We start from the raw sequence: 3,833 nt of genomic DNA on the forward strand, positions 1-3,833 counted from the left end.
GTTATATATAGTTTAAAACTATATTAATCTTTATACTCTTATATAAGTCAGAAGGAATCTTCCATATTCCGTTATAAGGTTCTTCTATATAAGTCTTTCTATTTCTTTCGTATGTAAATCCATATTTTGTCAGTTGTAACTGACAAAATAGAGAAAATAACCAAAAATGTAAGTTGTAACTGAAAAGATGATGACCAAACGAGTCATCATCTTTTCTTACTTTTTATCTATAACCTGGAATTTATTTTAATAAATACTTTTCAAACGCTTTATGATTATCAAAGTGGACTTCTCTAAAAAACAGAACTAACCAAATAATATAGGTTGGTATAGCTATATATGGGGTTAAAAAGCAGGATAATAATGCTCCTGCCAACATTATAATAGCCCACATAAAGCACTGATTTCTTATATCACGAGAGATATGAGCTTTATCATACAATGCCTGTTCTTCTTTAGAAAATGAATTAAATCCTGAAACAAATTTTGCTGCTTTTTCCTTAAAAATCGCAAATAACACACCTATAATCAGAAATAGTATTTCCAAAATTATACACGACCAAAATCCTATATTCATAATACATACCTCCGCTTCAAATTCCGATTTTCTGCTGTTTCTTTAGATAAATCAAGCATTAACGTTTTTTTTCTATTCATTACTTTTCATCAACAACCTGGAAGATATAGAACTTTAAGTAATAGCTATTCTCATCACCATTCCACAAAATAGGATGATCTGCAGCCTGTGTTCTAAATTCTACCTGTCTTAATCTCTTATGTACAAGCTTTGCAGCCTGTCCAATAGTTTTAGTAAATGTATCATAGTCCATAAAATGAGAACATGAACATGTAGCCAGATATCCACCATCTTTTACTAGTTTCATACCTCTCATATTAATCTCACGATAGCCTTTAATCGCATTCTTAATAGATGCCCGAGACTTTGTGAAAGCAGGGGGATCTAATATAACCATATCAAATAACTCTCCCTGAGCCTCTAATTCTGGTAAGAAATCAAATACATCATGACACTCAAATTTAACAGTATTCTCTAAACCATTAAACTTAGAATTCTCATTCGCAAGATCTACCGCAAACTGAGATGCATCCACACCTAAAACACTTTGAGCTCCTGCAATACCAGCATTGAGTGCAAAAGTACCAATATAAGTAAAACAATCCAATACCTTTGCATCTTTACATAATTTCTGTATTGCTAGTCTATTATATTTCTGATCAAGGAAGAAACCAGTCTTCTGTCCTTCTGCGACATCTATATGATACTTAACACCATTCTCTACAATATCAATATGAGGATCAAAAGGTTCACCAATAAACCCTTTAACTCTTTCCATGCCTTCCTTAGTACGTTCCTTGGCATCACTACGTTCATATACACCTCTAATAGTAATGCCATCTTGTAGTAGAATATCTTTCATAAGTTCTACAATCTCTTCCTTAAATGCATCAATACCTAATGCAAGAGACTGTACAACTAATACATCTTCAAACTTATCAATTACTAAACCTGGTAAGAAATCAGCATCTCCAAACACAATACGACAACTAGAAGTATCCACTGTCTTTTTACGATAATCCCAGGCATTCTGTAATCTCATACGTAAGAAATCAGAATCAATCTCTTGATTAATATTTCTAGTCATTAAACGAATTCTAATCTTAGAATTCTGGTTAATATAACCTCTTCCTAACGGATACTCATTATGGGCATATACATCCACAATATCCCCATTCTTGAAATGTCCATGTATCTCTTTTATTTCATTGTCATAAATCCATAAACCGCCTGCATTAATAGTACGGCCTTCACCTTTTTTTAATAGTACTTTAGTTTTCATAATTAACCTCTCTTGGTAATTATTATACATTTGATCAGACAGTTGTGCTACAATATTAACAATTCAAGGAGGAAAAACTAATATGAGTTTTAAGGATTCTAAAGTAGTTATTGTTGGTTTAGGTAATGTAGGTGCTACAACTGCCTACTCAATTATTAACCAGGGACTTTGTGAAGAAATTGTATTAATTGATATTAATAAAGAAAAAGCATATGGTGAAGCATTAGATATGCAGCAGTCAGTTTACTTCATGAATAGAAATATTAAAGTAAAAGCAGGTGATTATTCTGATTGTAAGGATGCAGACGTAGTCATTATTACAGCATCAGCACCAATGCCTAAAGATTCTCATGATCGTTTACAGATGTTAGCACCAAGTATTAAGATTATTAAGTCTATTGTAAGTTCTACAATGGCTTCAGGATTCAATGGTATCTTTATTGTTGTATCTAACCCAGTAGATATTATGAGTTATATTACTTGGAAGGAATCAGGTTTACCAAAGAACCAGGTAATTGGTAGTGGTACAACTCTTGATAGTGCAAGATTATCTTGTCGTTTAGCTGATATGTATCATTTAGATGCAAAGAGTGTATCAGCATATGTATGTGGTGAACATGGAGATTCAGAAATGGTAACATGGTCTAGTGCAACTATTGGTGGTAAGAGTGTAGAAGATGTATTAAAGGATAATGCAGAACGTACTAAGGATGCCACTAAGGAAACATTAAGACATGCTGTTATTGAAGATGGATGGCAGATCTTTAACCGTAAAGGGAATACATGTTATGGTATTGCGGCAGCAACTACAGCTATCGTAAAATCTATTCTCTTTAATGAAAATAGAATTTATCCAGTATCTGTTCATTTAGATGGTCAGTATGGTATGAATGATATCTTCTTAAGTGTTCCTACTATTATTGATAAGACAGGAGCTAAAGAAATAGTAGAAATAAATATGAAAGAAGATGAGCAGAAAGCACTAGAGGAATCATATAAAGTTCTGAAAGATTTCTGTCAACAGTTAGACTAAGAGAGGGTTAACCTCTCTTTTTGTGTTAGAATGGATCCATGGAGGATTTGTTATGATTAAGATTGCATTTTTTGATATTGATGGAACTTTAAGCAATATGGAAACACGCAGTGTTTCTGATATTACTATAGAAACATTACAGAGATTACAGGCTAATAATATAAAGGTATGTATTGCGACAGGAAGACATCCTTTAAGTGTACCTACTTTTGAAGGAGTGACTTTTGATGCCATACTTTCTTTTAATGGGTCTTATTGTTTTGATAAGGAAGGACATGTTTTATATAGTCATCCTATCCCACATAAAGACGTATTAAGAATTATAGATAACGCATCTTCTATTAATAGATATGTCTCTCTTGCGAGTAAAGATGATAGTAAAGCCAATGGCACAGATCAAGATTTAGATGATTATTATGCATTCTCTAAACAGAAAGTGAATGTATCAGAAGACTTTGATACATTTGTGAATGAAGATATCTATCAGATCATGTGTGGTGGATATGAGAATGAATATGATGCATTAATGAAGAATGTAGAAGGAGCCCAGATTACAGCGTGGTGGAATAGGGCGGTAGATATTATTCCAGCAGGTGGTGGAAAGGGTAATGGTATACATAAGGTATTAGAGTATTATCATTTCAGTCCTAATGAAGCCATTGCGTTTGGTGATGGAACAAATGATATAGAGATGTTAGAAGCAGTAGGAACAGGAGTTGCAATGGGGAATGCGACTGATAATGTGAAGGCTATTGCGGATGATATATGTTTATCTGTAGCAGAAGATGGTGTGTATCACTACTGTTTAGATCATAATTTAATATAAAAGTCATAAATGTAGTAAAAAATCAAAAAAAGTTGTATACTAAGGTATAACATGAATTGTAAAGGAGGGAACTATAAGTAACTGAATATATCGACCATTGTGTTTGAATGTGTTT

4 protein-coding genes and 1 pseudogene are annotated in these 3,833 nt (G+C 32.8%); 2 read left to right on the top strand and 3 right to left on the bottom strand.

Annotated elements, in window-relative coordinates:
• Position 1: 1 nt before the first annotated feature.
• From ACT8VG_RS08395 to ACT8VG_RS08405, 3 genes and pseudogenes are all read right to left on the bottom strand, one after another.
• Positions 2–139, bottom strand: a pseudogene (locus ACT8VG_RS08395) (DUF5301 domain-containing protein); the annotation flags it as partial.
• 102 nt (positions 140–241) lie between these two features.
• A complete protein-coding gene (locus ACT8VG_RS08400) occupies positions 242–577 on the bottom strand; it encodes a DUF3784 domain-containing protein (RefSeq protein ID WP_444195617.1) in 336 nt (111 codons plus the stop codon).
• Between the two features lie 79 nt (positions 578–656).
• A complete protein-coding gene (locus ACT8VG_RS08405; RefSeq protein WP_195920715.1) occupies positions 657–1,859 on the bottom strand; it encodes a class I SAM-dependent rRNA methyltransferase in 1,203 nt (400 codons plus the stop codon).
• An 82-nt stretch (positions 1,860–1,941) separates the two neighbouring features.
• On the opposite strand from ACT8VG_RS08405, the gene ACT8VG_RS08410 reads away from it, so the two are divergent.
• Positions 1,942–2,892, top strand: a complete 951-nt coding sequence (locus ACT8VG_RS08410; RefSeq protein WP_187011701.1) for an L-lactate dehydrogenase — start codon at positions 1,942–1,944, stop codon at positions 2,890–2,892.
• A 52-nt stretch (positions 2,893–2,944) separates the two neighbouring features.
• Positions 2,945–3,718, top strand: a complete 774-nt coding sequence (locus tag ACT8VG_RS08415) for an HAD family hydrolase (protein WP_117458093.1) — start codon at positions 2,945–2,947, stop codon at positions 3,716–3,718.
• The last annotated feature ends 115 nt before the right edge of the window (positions 3,719–3,833 follow it).

Source organism: Catenibacterium sp. (genome assembly GCF_052354645.1).
Classification (GTDB): Bacteria; Bacillota_I; Bacilli_A; order Erysipelotrichales; family Coprobacillaceae; genus Catenibacterium; species Catenibacterium mitsuoka_A.

What these genes read in the sequence shown, in the direction of transcription:
- ACT8VG_RS08415 (WP_117458093.1), top strand. Translation starts at nt 2,945, where the DNA reads ATGATTAAGATTGCATTTTTTGATATTGATGGAACTTTAAGCAATATG.
- ACT8VG_RS08400 (WP_444195617.1), bottom strand. Translation starts at nt 577, where the DNA reads ATGAATATAGGATTTTGGTCGTGTATAATTTTGGAAATACTATTTCTG.
- ACT8VG_RS08410 (WP_187011701.1), top strand. Translation starts at nt 1,942, where the DNA reads ATGAGTTTTAAGGATTCTAAAGTAGTTATTGTTGGTTTAGGTAATGTA.
- ACT8VG_RS08405 (WP_195920715.1), bottom strand. Translation starts at nt 1,859, where the DNA reads ATGAAAACTAAAGTACTATTAAAAAAAGGTGAAGGCCGTACTATTAAT.